The sequence below is a fragment of the Sodaliphilus pleomorphus genome (assembly GCF_009676955.1).
In the GTDB taxonomy this organism is placed as follows: Bacteria; Bacteroidota; Bacteroidia; order Bacteroidales; family Muribaculaceae; genus Sodaliphilus; species Sodaliphilus pleomorphus.
On record NZ_CP045696.1, the window covers coordinates 1700267 to 1718191 of the forward strand.

Below are 17925 nucleotides of genomic sequence, written 5' to 3' on the forward strand. Positions count from 1 at the left end.
TTAATGATAGATCATCGACTGCGCGTTATCTCACTACGACCTTCACGGCAGCCTGCCCCTGCATGGTCACGAAGTATACACCCGGAGCCACACTGAGCGTTGCATCCTCAAGGTTGCTCACTGTGGCCACGCACTGGCCGCTCACGGCATACACCTGAGCGCGCTTGCCGCCGAGGCCTGCAAGCAGAATCACGCCCTTGCCGCCACGAGCCACGGCCTGCGAGACCGCCAGGTCGCTCACTGCGGTGGTGGTGATCGAGGCCGCTACCGACAGCGGCGACTCACCCTTGTCGTAGAGTGCCGACACCTGGTAGCGGTAGTCTTGCCCAGGCTTGGCATCCTTGTCGACGAGCGTGAGCTCGCCAGCCGGCACCTGGCCGATATAGGTACTGTCGCGATACACACGGTAGCCTGTGAGGGTGAGGTCTTCTTGCGGAGCGTCTTTGGCCGTGTAGGTGATGTCGTCGAGCAGCAGGGCAAACTTGTTGCGCGACACACAGCGCAGGGCAAAGTAGCGGGCGCCCTCGGGCAGCGTCTCGCGCACCTCCTGCCACGACTGGGCGTTGTAGAGCTGGTGGGTGTCGCCTATCTTGACAAAGGCCGCCGTGTCGGTGGTCGTGGTCGAGTAGAGGATTTCAAACTCCTCGGGCGTGTAGGCACCGCCCATGCCCGTCTTGGCATAGAACGCTATCGTCTGCGCCTGGCCGCACAGTTCGGGCGAGATGAGCCAGTCGTTGTTGGCTACCTCGGTCTTGCCCTGGTCGGGCGACGCACACTTGAAGGCTGCCAGCATCTGGCTGCCAGTGTGTGGATCCCAGGAGGCGAAGGGGATGCCCGACTGCTCGGTGTTGAACACCTGGAAGGCCATCTTGGCACCGGCATTGGGGTAGCTGAGCGGGGCGGTCATGCCCGTGAGCGTGATGCGTATGGTGGCCGTCGTGTCGCCGTCGACCATCGTCCAGTTGCCCACATTCTTGATGGCAAAGGCATCGTAGTCCTCAAAGCTGTCGGTGGTGCGGCTCAGCGGCGACTGGGTGAGGTCGGGGGCGGTCCAGCCCACGGTCACGTTGCCGGCGCTTCTCACTGCACTCACAGCGGTGGGGACGGGAAAGTCGTTTTTCACAACCTCGGTGGTGGCCGTGTTGCTCACGTTGTTGGCCGTGTTCTGGTCGGCGGTGTACACGATCTGGGCATAATAGGCGGTTTTCACGTTGTCGACCACGCTGAGCGTGTCGGGCAGTGCCATCGACACCATTTGGTCGACATCGACATAGTTGCCGTCGACCATGCCGGCCAGCTTGCCGTTTTTGTAGAGCTGCACCTTGTAGTCGTGGCCGTCGACATCGTTGTCGCCCCAGTTGCGCACCTTGAGCAGCAGCTTGGTCGACTGGCCAGCCACTACCTTGGGCAGCACCTCGAGGCTGGCGGCGGCGAGGTCGGTCGAGGCAGCATCGCCAATGGAGAAGTTGTCGAAGGCGAAGACGTCGGTTGTCGAGACCACAGCCTTGGCTGTGATGCCAATGCGCACGAAGTGGCTGTTTTTCCACTGCGAGAGGTCGCACACCACACGCTGCCAGCCAGCCTTGGCGCCGAGGGTCAGGCTGCGCAACGGCTGGTAGTCGCCATAGTCGGCCGAGACCGAGATCTCGGCCTCATCGGCCTTGCCAGTGTTGTAGACCCACAGGGTGAGGCGAGGACTCTTGAGCTTGCTGATGTCGACCTTTGGGCTTTGCATCATGCTGGCTGCGCCCAGCCGTGCAGCGTCGAAGGTGATGACGCCCTGGTCGCCGTCTTGAGTGCCGCAGAACTTGCCAAGGCCGTCGCAGGGAGTCCAGTAGGCATCGCCTATGTCGCCTTGCAGCATCTGGGGCAGCCAGGGGCCGCTCTTCATGGTGATGCCGGCAAACGACTCGGTCATGGGGGCCACGAGAGCAGGGCCGGCGATGGCGGTCACGGTCTGCCACACGTTGCGGCCCGAGCCGGCGCTGTTGACGGCATACACGCTGTAGCCCTGGTACACCTGTTTGCCCTTGCTGATGTCGAGATGGTCGGTATAGGCGGTGTCGGTGGTGGTCACATCGGTGCCAGTGGTGCCTACCGAGATGACGTAGGAGAGCGACGCGGGATTGATATAGCCGCCGTGCTGCCCCCGGGCAGGAGCCTTCCAGCTCACGTGGATGGTGCCGGGATTGTTGATGTCTTCAACAGCCTTGAGATTTACGACAGCTGCGGGCACGTCGGTGCCCACAAAGGCTTGCTGCGAGGCAAAGTCGCCTTGCACCGACGCGGCAGTGCAATACACCTTGTAGGTGTGCAGGCCCTCGGCAGGCATGCTCGAGGTGGTTGCGCCGTCGTCGGCAACGGTGATGCTGCTGCCGGGAGTCACGGTGCCCGTCGAGGTGTAGACTTGCTCGCCGTCGCGCTCAACGACGACTGCATCGATGGCGGTGAGGGTATCGCCGCCTATGGTCGTGGTGGGAGCGTTGAAGGTGACTGTGGCACTCATGGCGCCCTTGTCGCCAGGAGTCACCACAAGGTTCTCGGGCTTGGCTGGAGCCGTCGAGGGCACGGCATTGACGGCGAAGTTCTGCACATAGAGGGTGCTGCAGTCGGCATCGCTGCAAGCCTTGATGCCGAAGTAGTAGATGCCGTCGGCCTCGGGGCGGAAGGCGGCCAGCAGCGCGTGCTTGCGCGGCTGGTAGGTGATGTCGACCGGGGCGAGGAGCTCGGCGGTCATGCCGCTGGCCGAGGGCGAGGTGCCGGCATAGAGGGCCACTCGCTCGGTGGGATAGGAGCACAGGGCGTCGAAGCTCACGTAGTAGAGGTTGCCAGCCTTGAGCTTCATGGGCGGACAGATGGCGTAGTCGTCGGCGGCATTCTTGCTGTTGTAGGTGTACTGCAGGTAGCCGTCGGTGCGCGTCCAGGTGGAGCCGTCGCGGTTGTTGTCGACGATAGTCCACTCGGCAAACTTAGCGGCATCGGTGAAGTCGTCGCTGTAGGGCGGCACGTGAGCGCCGGCCACTGTGACCTCGTTGCTTGCGATGGTGTCGCTGGCCATAGCCTGGTGCACGGCCCACATGCGATAGTAGTAGTGGCGGGTCTCGTCGGTCACCACGCGGTCGGTGCAGGTGGTGTCGTTGCCAGTGTAGACTTGCACGCTGTCGGGCATGCGCAGCACGTTGTAGGTTACCTTGGTGGCATCGACATAGCCCTGGTGCACGCCTTGGCGGGCGGCATTCCATTTCATCTGTATGCTGGCGCCCTTGTCGTCCTTGGCTGTGAGGCTGGCGGTGAAGCCGGCAGGCGCCTTTGGATAGTCGTTGCCTATCCACTTGACGAGGGCGCGGGCATCGCCGTCGACCCCGTTCTGGGTAGCCACTACTGTGAAGGTGTGGCTGCCGGCAGTGGTGGCGACATCGACCGAAATTGCAGCGCCGGCAGCGCCCTTGCCCTGGGCGGCCACGGTGCCGTCGATGCTCACTTGATAGCTCACGTCGCCCGCGAGTGCCTCGCCCTTGCTGTTGAGCGTGGGCAGGTTGAAGGTGACCTTGCCCGCGAGGCTGCCATGCTCGAAGTCGACGGCAAGGTTGCTCACGGCACCCACCAGGGTGGGCCGCTCCACGTCTTCGAGCGTGGTGAGACCGGTGAGCTGATCCTCGTTGTAGGTGCCGTCGTAGCCCATGTCGCCTATGAGCTTGGCAGCGCCTGTCGTGGGATTCACCTCGTAGATGCCGTAGTCGTAGTACTGCCCGTAGCAGCAGGCCCAGTACATGGCGCCCGACTGCATGCTGAAGCAGGCCGACTGGAAGAAGGAGCTCACGCCACTCACGCCGGTGGGCCCCACCACAGTGGCAGCGCCCGTCGTCTTGTCGAGCGTGTAGAGGTTGCCGCTCACGCCTATGGCATAGAGCACGCCGCTCTTGTTGGCGGCAAGGGCCACCATGCGCTCGGGCAGCTCGGCGATGAGCTTTGACGTGTAGGCGCCCTTCACGGGATTGTCGAGCGACAGGGTGCCGAAGCGCTTGCAACTGGAATAGTTGGCATCGTAGAACACGCCATAGATGTTGCCCGAAACGGGGTCGTAGGTGAGGTCGCTGGCCAATGACTCGGCCGAACCGCCCTGATAGGTAGCGGTCACGGCCCAGGAGTCTTTGGTGTTGTAGAGGGTGAGGGTTGAGGGCAGCTTGATGGTAGTGCCCGATTCCTCATAGTTGATGGCATAGTAGGTGCCGTTGGCATAGGTGCCGCCACCGTAGACCTTGACGTTGGGAGCCACGCTACTGAAGGTGGCGACATTGTAGGGATTGAACTTGTAGATGCCCGGAGTGCCCGAGAAGTAGTCTCCGAAGGAGCTGAGCATGCTGCCGTAGAGCGTGGCCGAGCCGCCCGTCGACGACTGCGCACTCGCGCCCAAGGGCGTCGTGAGCAGCAGTGCAACCATAATGGCCGACAATGTTTTGCGTTTCCTGTTTCTCATAATTTACAATAGGTTGGTTATTATACTTTATTGATTGTGGTCATAATTTTTTGGGGGGCAACAATTAAAACTTAGATGTGAGTGAGTTTATAACAGTAGCAAAAATAGGTAAAAATTATAAAATTCAAAACAAAATCGCTATGTTTTTGTGAAAAAGTGTGCAGATCGCCCTTGCATTGCGCCTTGTGTGCTCAAGCTGGTGATGCAATGCTTGCGAGATGCTCCCTGTCGCAAAAAAAATGTTGGGTCACAGGGCCGCCGTTGCAGCGGGGTTGCGGGAGATAAAACTTAAAAAATGGCGGATAAATGTTTAAAGTCATTAATAATTAACTAAATTTGCAGGAGATAATCTATTAATTTAAACCTGATGAAAGAATGAGAAAAATCGCATTTACGGTATTGATGATGTTTTTTTCTGTGTTCGCATCACTGGCGCAAGACGTGTCGGGATGGTCGGGGTCGGGTACGGCTTCCAATCCCTACCAGCTTGCCACCCGGGCCGACCTGGAGCTCCTGGCCACCCGTGTGAATGCCTACAATGTGAGCAACGGCGGGACCGAGGCCTCGCCCATGTACCGCGCCTACAAGGGCTTGTATTTCAAGCTCACGGGCGACATCGACCTGCTCGACTCGGTGTTTGAGCCGATAGGCAACAGCTACAACCATGCCTTTGCCGGCACCCTTGACGGCGGGGGCTACACCATCAAGCGCCTCAACGTGTCGCGCAAGGGCTATGCCGGCCTCTTTGGCAACGTCGACACTGTGGGCGTGGTCAAGAACCTCACCCTCGACAATGCCACGGTGGTGAGCGAGTCCTACTTTGCCGGCATTGTGGCCGGCCTGTGTAAGGGCACGCTGCAAGACGTGCACGTCGCGGGCAGCCGCGTGGGTTGCTACACGGCCGCCGTGGGCGGCTTGGGCGGCTCGCTGGGCACGGTGAAGAACTGCTCGGTCGAGAACACTACGGTGATAGGCCTGAGCGGCTTTGTTGGCGCCATTGCCGGCGAGATTGAGCACGGCAGCATGGAAACCACCTGGGCCACGGGTTGCACCGTCGACGGCGGCGGCACCCAGGGCATGCCGGTGGGCGGCCTTGTGGGCAACTTGTTCAACAGCACTGCCGTGGGATGCTATTTCACCGGCACGGTCGATGGCACCTATGCCGTCAACGGCAACCGCTCGACCAACCTGCTGGTGGGCGGCCTCTTTGGCCGCGCCACGGTGAGCATGGTCAACCGCTGCTTTGCCAAGGCCCTGGTCAAGGGCCTCTACGGGCAGGCCCACGTGGGCGGCCTTGTGGGCGAGATGCTGGGCGGCTACCTGCGCTACAGCTATGCCACTGGCCATGTCGACTGTGCAGCTTCGCCCTATGTGGGCGGCCTCACGGGCTATGTCAACTTGTTTAAATCGGGCAGCACCGTCTACCAGCCCGAGGTGCTGAGCTGCTACACAGCCGGCACCATCAATTGCAGCACCTACCAGTATGACACCTCCACGGGCATGCGCGAGCTCTTCGGCACCGTCGACACGGCCGCCACGCTCACTGCCACGAGTGTGTACTACGACAACCAGATGGCCGACCTGGGCAGCCAGCAGCATGGCGTGAGCACCGCCACGCTCACCAGCGCCGCGGGCCCCGAGGGTTTCCCCGCCGCCTACTGGAGCCTCGCCGCGGGCAGCTATCCGCGCGTGAAGGGGCTGCAAGACACCGAGGCGGCCTGCTACAGCGCCTCGGCTATCCACTTCTATGGCGTGAACTCGCTGGGCAACGTGGCTCGCAATGCCGGCCTCACTGCCCTGGGCAACACCAAGTTTGAGCTCAAGCACGGCGGCACTTGCTGCACCCTCACGCCCGACAGCCTTGTGCTCAACGGCACCTTCGGCACCGACACGCTCCTGATGCTCAACGGCGTCGACACCATGGAGTATGCCCTCAAGATTGCCCCGGTGGCCTTTGAGGGCGAGGGCACCCAGGCAAGTCCCTACTTGCTGAAGACCAAGGCCGACATGGTGGCCTTGTCAAGGATCACCACCGACGAGCAAGTGTTTTTCCCGGGCACCTACTTCAAGATCGTCAACGACATCGACATGGAGCACAGTGCCGACTTCAAGGGAATATGCAACCTTCCCAACGACGTGAACGCCCGATTTGCCGGCGTGCTCGACGGCGACGGCCACACCCTGCACAACCTGGCCCTCACCAGCTATGTGAAATGGAAGACCGAGCCCACCAGCCACTTTGGCGACGGCACGGGCACTCCCCTCACGGGCACGGGCGGCTGCACCCTGTATGGCGGCATCGTGGGCCGGCTCGAGACCACCGGCGTGGTCAAGAACCTCACTGTGGCCAGCGACGCCACGATTCAGTTTTTTGCCTCGTCGGGCACCTTTGTGGGCGACAACTACGGCACCGTTGAGAATTGCCGCAACTATGCCGAGGTGACGGGCCTGAGCAACGGGATAGGCGGCATCGTGGGCCGCAACAACAAGGGCGGCACCGTGAAGGACTGCTTCAATGCCGGCAACGTGAGCTCGGGCTACCAGAATGTGGGCGGCATCGTGGGCAACTGCGCCGGCACGGTCGACAACTGCATGAACACCGGCAGCGTGACCACGCGCCAGCTCTCGCTGCTCAACACGCGCAGCCACATGTATGCCGGCGGCATAGTGGGCCAGGCCACCGGCATGGTCATGCGCAACTGCCTCAACACGGGCACCGTGACGGCTGTCAAGAGCAATGCCGGCGGCCTTGCCGGCTCGCTGGGCAAGTCGAGCTCGGGCGACGGCAACAACGACATCTACACCTCGATGAGCTATGGCACGGTCTACTCGGGCGACCCCGCACTGGTGGGCGGCCTGGGCGGCAGCACCGGCACTCAAGGCAAGATAAGTGCCTGCTGGGATGCACAGATTGCTCCCCTCAAGGCCAGCGCCAATGCCGACCTCGACGGCGCCCTGGGGCTGCTCACGCAGCAGCTCACCAGCGGCACCGCGCTCGAGGGCTACGACAGCAGCGTGTGGGACTTTGCCGCAGGCTCCTACCCCACCCTCAAGACCTTTGCCGCCGAAGCCACGGCGGCAGCCTCGCGCCAGGTGATTGTGAACATCGATGCACAGCAAAATGCCATGGCCCTCGCCAGCGATGCCACACTCGCGGCCCCGCAGGGCACCACCTGGGCCCTCGCCCAGGGCACGGCCTTCAGCATCGATGGCAGCACCCTCAAGGTGCCGGTGAAGCCCGCAGCAGTGGCCCTCGACACGCTCGTTGCCACAGCGGGCGCCTATGTGAAGACAATAGCCCTGCTCACCCCCTATGAGCTTGCACTCAATGGCGCCGGCACGCAGGCCAGTCCTTACCTGATTGCCAATGCCCGCGATTGGAACGCCGTGGCACGCTACATGGTCGATTGCAAGACCGACCTCGCCGGCAAGTATCTCAAGGTGATGAACGACATCGACTTCACCGACTCCACGCTCGTGTCGATGGGCTACGACAAGGTCAATTACCTGCAGGGCGACCTCGACGGCGCCGGCCACACGATAAGGGGATTCAAGTTCTCGCCCACAGCCACAGCCCAAGGCGTCATTACCGTGGTGGGCAACAAGGCCGTGGTGCACGACCTCACGATAGAGGGTGCTGTCCAGACCACGCAGACCTACACAGGCGGCTTCGTCGGCACCGTGCTGGGCAAGATGCAGCGTTGCGTGAACAAGATAGCCGTGACCAGCACGCGCACCGGTGTGGGCGGCTTTGCTGCCTATGTGGGCGCTACTGCGCAGCTCGAAGACTGCTACAACCGTGCACCCGTGACCGGTGCGTCGGGCACCGTGGGCGGCTTTGCCGCCAGTGTGCTCGAGGGGGCGTCGCTCGTGCGCTGCGGCAACGAGGGCAAGGTGACCAACCAAGGCACGCAAAGCTACACGGGCGGCTTCACTGCCCTCTCGCTTCCAGCTACCTATACCAGTGTCTACAACACGGGCGACGTGGTCAACGAGAAGAGTACCTCGTCGACCTATGCAGCCGGCCTCATCGGCAGTGCCTCGTCGGGCAAGAGCCATTATGTGCTCAAGGGCTGCTACAACACGGGCAGTGTCACGGCCAAGGGCAACCTTGCCGGCCTTGTGGCCGGCGGCAGCAGCAGCCGCTATGTGATGGTGATGGACAGCTGCTACAACACGGGTGCCATCACGAGCGCCTCGACGGGCTCTACCTCGAGTGCACCCACTGCAGGCTTGCAGTCCTACTACAGTTCGGGCTCCAGCTACACGCATTGCTGGAATACGGGTGCCATTACCTCGGAGAAGAACATGTATGTCGCCGGCTTGCTGGGCATGCGCACATCCAATGGCTCATCGGCCAGCGATGCCGTGACCATCGACAACTGCTACAACACGGGCAGCATTGTGGCTGGCAAGGGCACTGCTGCCGGCATCACCACCACCACCAACGGCTACACCGTGATCACCCATTGCTACAATGCCGGCAACATAAGCGGTCTTGATGCCCTGGGCGGTATCGTGAGCCTCATGTCGGGAGGCAACGACACGATTGCCCATTGCTGGAACGAGGGCAACATCACAGCCGCCGTGTGCCGCGCTGGCGGCATCCAGGCCTACGGCATGGCAACGGGTGCAATCACCCATTGCTTCAATGTGGGCGACATAGCCACCACCTCGACCGAGAAGGGCACGTCGGTGGCCAAGTCGGGTTTCTGCATCGGCGGCCTGGCCGGTGCGTCGGGAGCCGTGTTCACCGCCTGCTACAACGCCGGCAAGGTGACCGGAGCCTCGCAGGTGGGCGGCCTCGTGGGTGTGCCCTACCCCAGCCGCACCGCGTTCTACAACTGCTACAATGCTGGCGAGCTTGTGGCCGACGCCGATACTTGCGGAGCCATCATAGGTGTGAATCCTGCCAACAGCAGGGTGTGGGACGACGGCAACGTGGCCTCGAGTGTGTACTACACCACCGATTACGGCACCTACGGCAACGTGGTGGGCACGGGCCTGTCGATGCGCAACCTGTGCACTGCCGACCTGGGCGGTGACTTCAAGAGCCTGGGCGACTACATGCTGCCAGTGCTCGTCGAGTGCGGCACGCTGCAGCCGGCAGTGTTCTATGCAGCAGCCGTGTGCGTGCAAGAGGGCGACACCTACTCGACTGTGACGGGCAACTTCAACGTGGGAGCCCCGGCTGGCCTGGTGTGGACGCCCTCGGTGACCGACGTCGCTGTCGACGGCAACCGCGCCACCTTTGCCAGCACCTACAACGGCGAGGTGGTGATGACTGCCACTTGGGGCCCCTACACCAAGCAGGTGAAACTCTCGTGCACCAACGCCACTGGCGTGGCCAGCGTCACGGGCAGTAGAGCTGCAACGGTTGTGGGCCGCTACAACCTGCAGGGCCAGCCAGTAGATGCCGGCTGCCAGGGCGTGCAGCTCGTGCGCTACAGCGACGGCACCACCCGCAAGGTAATTGTGAAATAACAATCGCTGGCTGCTGCCCCAGGCAGCGGCCCGTGTCCCCATCGAGCGGGGGCTTGCTTCACGAGAGCAAGTCCCCGCTTTCTATTGCTTTCTGGCAGCCGGTTGCGCTATGCCTTGCGGCGACAGCAGGGCAGGGGAGATGGCTGTGAATTTATTTTCATCAATTGGTGTTTTTTATTTACCTTTGCACCGCTTTGGCTATGAAAATGGACTTAGTCCCCCGTCGCAAGACAACAATTGAAACCTGTAGAGTGAAAACAGGCTCACTTTTTTTGAAAGGAAATGAATATTGGATATGATGCAAGCTGCGTGTTGCACGACCGCACAAGCCGCGGCAACGCCCAGCGCATGATAGTGGAGGCGCTGGCCCACTGCCACCCGCACCACCGCTACATGCTGTACACTCCCTGCCTGCCGCAGGAGACCCGCCACCTGCGGCTATTGCTCAATGCCCCGTGTGTGCACATCAAGACGCCACACGGCCTCACGTTGCTCAAAAACCGCTGGCGCACGGGCAGCGGCATCCTGCACGCCTGCCACCGCCACTATGTGAAGGTGTTTCACGGCATCGACGGCGTGTTGCCCCGTGGCATCGAGAAAAGCGGCATGCGCAGCGTGGTCACCGTTGCCGAGCTCGACCAGGACACGGCCCAGGCATGCCGCGTGGCCGACTGTATCGTGGCCTGCAGCGAGAGCGTGAAGCGCGAGCTCGAGCGCACCTGCGGCGTGGAGCCTGGCAAGGTGAGGGTAGTGCACCCGGGGTGCGAGCCTGCCTATACGGTCGCAGTCACCAGCAGCGAGATCGAGCGCGTGACGGGCCTCTACGACCTGCCGCCGCGCTATGTGCTGAGCATAGGCGCTCTCGACGAGCGTCACAACCTGGAGCTCACAGTGAGGGCGCTGGCCCAGGTGCCGAGTGCCGACCTCCACATTGTGATTGTGGGGCACAGCACGCCCTACTACAAGAAAGTGAAGACGCTGGCGGCCGAGTGCGGCGTGGAAAAGCGCCTCTACCGCCTGCCGCAGGTGCATGCCAGCGACTTGCCAGCCATCTACCACCAGGCCGTGGCCACGGTGTGCCCCAGCCGCCACGACGCGCTGGGCATCTCGCTCATCGAGTCGCTGAGCTGCGGCACGCCGGTGATAGGGGCTACGGGGTCGGGCATGGAGGAGGCTGGCGGCCCGGGCGGCCTCTATGTCGACGCCCACTCGCCGGCCCAGCTGGCCCAGGCCATAGCCGCCATAGCCGGCGACGCCGGCCGCCGCCAGGCCATGGCCGTGGCAGGAGCCAAGCACATCGAGCAGTTTGCCATGCAACCCGTGGCCGATGCCATGATGACTATTTATCAAGAGCTGGAAGCGAAGCCGTGAGGCGCTTGCGCGCCTTGCGCGCCACGACCACATAGGCCCATATCACCATGGTGCCCGTGATCACCCACGAGATGGGGTAGGCCGCCAGCAGGATGCCGAAGTCGTGGTAGTGTGGACTCACGGCAAACACCCACACCAGGCGCAGGATGCACGTGCCAAACACCGTGAGCAGTGCCGGCTGGGTCGAGTGGCCCATGCCCCTCATGCAGGCTCCGGCTATCTCATAACTGCTGGCCAGCCACTGCCAGGCCAGCACCCAGTGCATGCGTGTCACGCCATAGGCTATCACAGCCCGGTCGGTCGAGAAAATGCTCAGGCACGGCCCCGACTGCCAGGTGAAGATGGCCACTCCCAGCCCGCACGAGGCCACGCTGAGCCCCATGCAAATGGCAAACACGCGGTGGCAGCGGTCGAGCTTGCCGGCAGCATAGTTCTGCCCCACAAAGGTGGTGGCCGCCGCCCCACAGCAGTTGATGAGGAAATAACTGTACATTTCAAAGTTGAGACAGGCCGCGCTGCCTGCCGAGGCCACCGAGCCGAAGCCGTTGATGGCCGAGAGCAGGCACACGTTGGAGATGCTGAACACCATGCCCTGCAGTCCGGCCGGAAGCCCGATGCGCATGATGCGCTTGAGCTCGCCCATGTCGATGCCGAGCTCACCCGGGCGCAGCCTGAAGGGCTCCTCCTCGTGTAGCAGGAGGCGCACCACCAGCAGGGCGCTCACGGCGTTGGCTATCACGGTGGCAATGGCCACGCCGGCCACACTCATGTGCAGCACGATCACAAACACCAGGTTGAGCCCCGTGTTGATGAAGCCGGCCAGCAGCAAGATGTAGAGCGGCCGCCGCGTGTCGCCCTTGCTGCGCAAGATGGCAGCCCCGAAGTTGTAGACCGTGACGAGCGGCATGCCGCAAAACAAGATGCGCAGGTAGAGCGTGGCCAGGTCGATCACGTCGGGCGGCGTGTCGACCAGCTCCAGCATGGGGCGGGCCAGGAATTGGCCCACGATCATCATGAGCAGGCCTCCGGCCGCCGCAACCACCATGGTGGTGCCCGCCGCTCGCTTCACCCCCGCCTTGTTGCCTGCCCCGATGTTGTTGGCAATCACCACATTGCTTCCTACCGAGAGGCCTATGAGCAACGACACGATCAGGTTGATGATGGGGCCGTTGCTGCCCACGGCCGCCAGTGCCTGGTGGCTGGAGAACTGTCCCACCACGGCCACGTCGGTCGAGTTGAAGAGTTGCTGCAAGATGCTGCTGGCAGCCAGCGGCATGGCGAAGACGAGAATCTTCTTCAAGAGCGGGCCGTGCAGCATGTCGATCGTGTTGGATTGTGCCATGTGCTTGTGTGAATTTATGCAAGATTGCAAAATTACTGCTTTTTTCTGTATGTAGGGTTGTGGGTGTCTTGTTTTGCTGCTCTTAACAATCGTTGATGTAGCGCGGCAGGGTAGGGCAGTGTTGCCTCGTGCTGCCTGCAAGGGATTGAAATCGAGTGGCTGAGATGTGTTTTACAACATGTTTTTATGTTTTTTTTGATGTTTGTAAAAGATTTTTTTGAAAAAGGCCAAAAAATTTTTGCACTGTTAAAATTTTTTTTACAAATTTGCGAATTGATAAGGTACACTTTAGAGCCACAACGACTCTAAATGAGCACTAAATGGGATATTCTATTGAAGAATAAAAACCTCAAAATAAGTTTATTCAACCTAAAATCCGCAACTATCATCCAATACACGATTAAGGGTAGATTTATGAGTCGTTAGTAGCAGCTTTCAGTAAAAAGCAACAGCACAACATCAATATGTAGCCACCATCCCCTTACCCCACGATGCGACTTGAGGTAATACGCAGATTCAAACCGGAAAGAAAGGATTCTTATCCGAATTCTGTTTTGAAGGGTTTTGCATAAGCTCGGTTCTCTGTGTAGATATTCAGCACGTATTGCCTTGCAGTCATGATCCACTTGGCAGGTACGGAGATGAATCTGAAGACAAAAGCCTTTATGCGACTCGTTTTCTTGAGCCCAAAAGCCTTGGTGTCAAGCCTGCTCATGATGGTCTTGTAGAAATTGTGTATCAATGCAGTAAGCAGAAGAAAGACAGTATTCTCCGCCATGAATGACTTGGGGAGCCTGCTCCAACCGAATCCGTTGTTCATGTCGTCAAAGATACGTTCCTTGCCGCCACGCAGATTGTAGAATTCAACAATGTCCCTTGTCGATGACTTGTAATCGTTGGTCAGAATACAACGGTAAGTGTATTCGCCTTCCCACAGGTCAAGGTCGCCACTGTTGCGTCTTTGTCTCTGGATGACAAGACGATAGCACTTGCCTTCCCATTTCTCAACGAGAATGGAATTGAGTTCGAACTGGATGCCGTTAATCTCCTCCGTCTTCCATCCTCTCAGAGCAAAGATGTCATTGTAGAGCGAACTGCATCGGTTGGCACGGATGTAGAAATGTTTGCAATGCTTCTCTATCTCACTGACGATTTCCTTCGAGCAGGAACCGCAGTCTGCCCTGAAGCGATTTACACGGATGTTCTGGGATTCCAGAAGAGCGAAGAATCTCTTATGGGTGTCTGCCTGATGAAAACGCACATTCGTGTTACCATCGCTGTTCTCGATATAGACTATCTTGTCACCGATAACATATACGCCAGGCCTGTAGCCGAGGAACTTTTTGTAGGTCGGTTTTGCATCATACTTCTCCGTTTCAAGGAACTGATGGTCAAAGTCAACATCGTATTCCTCAATTTCCTTCAACTCGCCTGTAGAAACCAAAGCGTTTATAAGCAATGTGTTGAGTTTGTCTGCAGTATTGAAATCATAGGTCTTGCCTTGGTCGGAAGTATAGGAGATGTTTTCCTGTGTCAGTTCCTTGATGGCTCTGAGGATGGTATCAGAGCTGCATGTACGAAGGGTAGGATGATACGAGAGATGGCGCATCAGTTGTGACGTTACGTCTTCCACGCATGAGCCGCCACAGAAATAAACGCTCATCAGCGAACGGACTATCTCGCTGAACTGATATCCGAAGATACTGCTGCATCTCTGACCCAGTGTTGAGTCGATAACGGGTGAAAGCATGGAGTCAAATTTCTCCATGATTGAAAAAATTCCTCCAAAAGGTGTGAGTTTCTCAGATTTAATTTGTATTTTTGCCATGTCATATTAGAGTTTTGCTTGTTTTCTTTTTGCAACACTAAGATAAGTGAAAATTCTGACATGGCAAAATCCTGGGCAACTTTTTGTTGCTCAGGAACTTATAAATAAAGTTAAATTATAGTGTTGCGGAATTAAGGTTCAATTAAAAACTAACAAAAAACTCATGTGTGTATGAAAAAGCAATGTGTTTTGCTGGCTTCGCTATTACTGGCGTGTGGCCTGCCTGCTGGACTGACGACAATGTCGCCCAGCGTGGGCTTCACGGCAATGGCGCAAAGCCATAGTGGTAAAGTGACTGGTATCGTGCGAGATGCCAATGGAGAACCGTTGATAGGTGCAACCGTGAAGGTGAAAGGCACCAGCGTGGCAACAGCTACCGATGTCGACGGCAAGTACACGATCAAGGCAGCACCAGGCAGCACACTGGTGATTTCCTACATAGGCAACAAGCCCATGGAGGTGCCAGTGACTGGCTCTACAGTCGATGTGCAGATGATGTCTAACACGACCAACCTCGACGAGGTGGTGGTGACGGCTCTCGGCATCAAGAAAGACAAGAAAGCCCTGGGCTATGCAGTCGACGACATCAACTCGGAAGAGCTGATGAAGAACAAGAACACCAATGCCATCAACTCGCTCTCGGGCAAGATTGCCGGTGTCAACATCACCCAGTCGAGCGGTGCAGCAGGTGCAGGCTCGCAAATCATCTTGCGCGGCGGTACCTCGGGTTCGGAGAACCGCGACAACCAGCCGCTGTTTGTGGTCGACGGTGTGATCTACGACAACTCGGCCACCATTGTGGGTAACTCGGCCTTCGACGGCTCGATGGCCAGCGCCACCACCTCGTCGAACCGCGTGATGGATATCAACCCCGAGGACATTGAGAACATGAGCGTGCTCAAGGGCCCGGCCGCATCGGCACTCTATGGCAGCCGCGCTGCCAACGGCGTGGTGATCATCACCACCAAGAAGGGTAAGGAAGGCCGCGTCGAGATCAACCTCAATGCCAACTACATCACCAGCTGGGTGCGCGACCTGCCCGAGCAGCAGAAGACCTACAGGCGTGGTTACATGGAAGATCAGTATGATGCCGACAAGAATTACACGGGCACCGTGTTTAACGACTTCTCCTACAGCTCTTGGGGCGATCGCATACCCGAGGGCACTCCCACCTACGACAACCCCGGCGACTTCTTCAAGACCGCCGGCGTGTGGGATACCAACCTGAGCGTGAGCGGCGGCACCAAAAACAGCAACTTCTACCTCTCGGGTTCCTTCTACGACCAGGATGGCGTGGTGCCCACCACGGGCTACACCAAGACCACCTTCCGCTTCAACGGCGAGCAGAAGTACAAGATATTCACCTTCGGGGCCAATGCCGCCTACAGCGACGCACGCACCACCAAGACCCTGACCGGTGCAGCCCTCTACGGCTCGCAAGGCACCGGTGCCCTCTATGGTGTGTACAACTGGAGTCCCACCAGCGACATGCGCCACTATCTCAACGAGGACGGCACGCGCTACCGCATGTTTGGCACCCGTCTCGACCCGTGGGATGAGACCGACAACCCCTACTGGCTTGTGAACAAGAACAAGATGACCGACAATACTGAGCGCTTCACCGGCAACTTCAGCGTCAAGGCCGACCTGGCCAGCTGGTGGTGGGTGAGCTACCGCATGGGTGTGGACTCCTATACCACCGAGATGAACAACCGCATCGCTGCAGGCGGCGCCATCAAGCAGGTGTGGCAAAACGGCATGCTCTCGATGAACTCGATGAAGTACCGCTACCTGTCGACCAACTTGATGAGCAACTGGAACAAGCAGCTGGGCGACTTCAACCTCAACCTGATGCTGGGCACCAGCACCGACTACACCAAGATACGCAGCGACTATGAGATGGCTTGGAACTTTGCAATATCTGATTTCTACTCGCCCTCCTCAACGAGTAGCGACTACACCAAGTTCAAGCACGCCTTGAGCCGCAAGCGCCTTGTGGCTTTGTTTGGCGAGTTCCGTGCCGACTGGCGCAACGCCAACTTCTTCACCTATACTGGCCGCAACGACTGGACCAGCACGCTGCCCAAGGACAACCGCAGCTACTACTACCAGAGCTTCAGCGGGTCGATTGCCTTCACCGAGCTCATGCGCGAGAGCATGCCCGAGTGGTTCACCTTCGGCAAGCTGCGTGCCAGCTGGGCCGAGGTGGGTAAGGACACCAACCCCTATGAGACCGCTACCTACTTGTGGCCTGTGGGTACCTACTTGAACGGAACGGTGGGCGTGGGCAACACCTGGAGCCGTGGCAACCCATTCTTGAAGCCTGAGAAGACCCGCTCGTTTGAGATCGGTCTTGAGACGCGCTTCTTGCAGAACCGCCTGAAATTTGACATTGCCTACTACAACAACAAGTCCTACAACCAGATTCTGAGCCCCCGCGGCCCGCAATCTACGGGCTACATCTTCTGCTCGATCAATGCTGGCGACGTCTACAACAAGGGTCTCGAGATCAGCCTGAGCGGCACTCCCGTCAAGACTGCCGACTTCACCTGGGAGACGGGCATCAACGCTGCCGGCAACCGCGGCACCATGAAGAACCTGCCTAAGGGCATGGACATCATGTATGTGACCGATGTGCAATATGGTAGTGCTAAGGCAGCCACCTTCTCGGGAGGCGACTTCATGGCCATTGCAGGCACCAAGTGGGCTCGCGTGAGCGACAAGGAGAGCCCCTACTACGGCCAGCTCATCCTCGACAAGAACGGCATGCCCACGAGGGATAATGGTACCTACGAGGTAGGTAACCGCGAGAGCAAGTTCACTGGCGGCTGGAACAACACCTTCACCTACAAGAACTGGAGCCTCAACATGCTGTGGGAATTCCGCGTGGGCGGTGATGTGTTCAACGGCACCAAGTATGCTACAACGATGACCGGCGTGAGCAAGTTCTCGGCCGATGTGCGCAGCCAGGACCTCTCGGTGGCTGGCGTGGTGCAAACGGGTGTCGACAAGGACAAAAAGCCCATTTATGAGCCTATGTCGCACACATGGAGCCCCGATCAGACCTATGCATTCAACGGTGTGACCATGAGTGGTTACAACATCATCCAGAGCTACTACACGGGTTACTACAACTATGAGACAGCCAACTGGATCACCAAGGTCAACAGCCTGCGTCTGCGCTCGCTCTCGCTGAGCTACAACGTGCCTGGCGAGTGGCTGGCACAGCACATGAAGTTTGTGAAGCGTGCATCGCTCACCGCCACTGCAACCAACCTGTTGCTCTTCACCAACTACGATGGTGATCCCGAGGTGGCTGCAGCCGGTGCTGGCCGCGGCGGCTCGTCGTCGGTGGGCTTCGACTACTGCGGTGTTCCTGCAACGTCGAGCTTCGCCTTTGGCGTGAACCTCACTTTCTAAGTA

At 59.2% G+C, this 17925-nt stretch carries 6 protein-coding genes; 3 read left to right on the forward strand and 3 right to left on the reverse strand.

All coding sequences use genetic code 11. From position 1 onward, the window contains the following. Nucleotides 1–25: 25 nt before the first annotated feature. Entirely contained in the window at nucleotides 26–4477 is a 4452-nt protein-coding gene (locus GF423_RS06845) for a choice-of-anchor J domain-containing protein (RefSeq protein WP_154327646.1), read from the reverse strand. Between the two features lie 402 nt (nucleotides 4478–4879). On the opposite strand from GF423_RS06845, the gene GF423_RS06850 reads away from it, so the two are divergent. Together GF423_RS06850 and GF423_RS06855 are read left to right on the forward strand one after the other, a co-directional pair. Next, on the forward strand, nucleotides 4880–9961 hold the full coding sequence (locus tag GF423_RS06850; RefSeq protein ID WP_154327647.1) for a hypothetical protein: 5082 nt from the start codon (nucleotides 4880–4882) through the stop codon (nucleotides 9959–9961). A gap of 282 nt (nucleotides 9962–10243) precedes the next feature. After that, nucleotides 10244–11332, forward strand: coding sequence for a glycosyltransferase family 4 protein (locus tag GF423_RS06855; protein ID WP_154327648.1), 1089 nt, complete (start codon nucleotides 10244–10246; stop codon nucleotides 11330–11332). Here GF423_RS06855 and GF423_RS06860 read toward each other — a convergent pair. Both GF423_RS06860 and GF423_RS06865 read right to left on the reverse strand, forming a co-directional pair. Beyond that, nucleotides 11301–12674, reverse strand: a complete 1374-nt coding sequence (locus tag GF423_RS06860) for an MATE family efflux transporter (RefSeq protein WP_206113154.1) — start codon at nucleotides 12672–12674, stop codon at nucleotides 11301–11303. The genes GF423_RS06855 and GF423_RS06860 overlap by 32 nt on opposite strands. A 538-nt stretch (nucleotides 12675–13212) precedes the next feature. Next, nucleotides 13213–14502 carry an IS1380-like element IS612 family transposase gene (locus GF423_RS06865; protein WP_005814044.1) on the reverse strand — a complete coding sequence of 430 codons (1290 nt, stop codon included), beginning with the start codon at nucleotides 14500–14502 and terminating at the stop codon, nucleotides 13213–13215. Between the two features lie 171 nt (nucleotides 14503–14673). Between GF423_RS06865 and GF423_RS06870 the strand changes: the two genes are divergently transcribed. Next, a complete protein-coding gene (locus tag GF423_RS06870; RefSeq protein ID WP_154327649.1) occupies nucleotides 14674–17922 on the forward strand; it encodes a SusC/RagA family TonB-linked outer membrane protein in 3249 nt (1082 codons plus the stop codon). The last annotated feature ends 3 nt before the right edge of the window (nucleotides 17923–17925 follow it).